Origin of the sequence: Neisseria sp. P0019.S002, assembly GCF_051957155.1 — a bacterium.
GTDB lineage: Bacteria > Pseudomonadota > Gammaproteobacteria > Burkholderiales > Neisseriaceae > Neisseria > Neisseria perflava.
Genome location: NZ_JBQCWS010000175.1, coordinates 1 through 433, shown reverse-complemented (window position 1 = coordinate 433; position 433 = coordinate 1). Strand labels below are relative to the sequence as shown.

Genomic DNA, 433 nt, shown 5'->3' with positions numbered 1-433 from the left:
CTACACATCAGCCTGCCGGCCAAATCCGGCATGCGGATTTGGGTTACAGCCATGACTTCCCAAATGTCGAAAAAATCGCCGACGACCGCGTGCATATTTTCAAACCGCTGCAATTGACCTGCAGCTCAAAGAAAACCGTTGATTTGGTAAATAAAGGCGAGAACTATCAATACTTTTCCAAAGCCGCTTTGCCTGAAGGCTCCTACTTGGTCAGCGCAACCTACAAACCGACTTTCTGGTCGAAAAACCAAGACGGCTGGAAACAACAAACCTTGAAACAGCTGGCCGGTGCCACCTATTGCGAACAATCGCAAATGTTCGTCAATATTTTCGTCCACGTGGGCAACGGCGCAGTTGATGAAGCGGTATTGACCCGCCCTATTGGCCAAGAGCTGGAACTGGTTCCGCTGAAAAATCCGAACGAAGTCAAAGC

The 433-nt window shown here is 49.4% G+C and carries 1 protein-coding gene; it reads left to right on the top strand.

Going from position 1 to position 433, the window contains the following annotated elements; all coding sequences use genetic code 11:
- A partial coding sequence (locus tag ACTHTY_RS12165; RefSeq protein ID WP_440367886.1) for a DUF4198 domain-containing protein occupies positions 1 to 433 on the top strand: 433 nt, incomplete at both ends.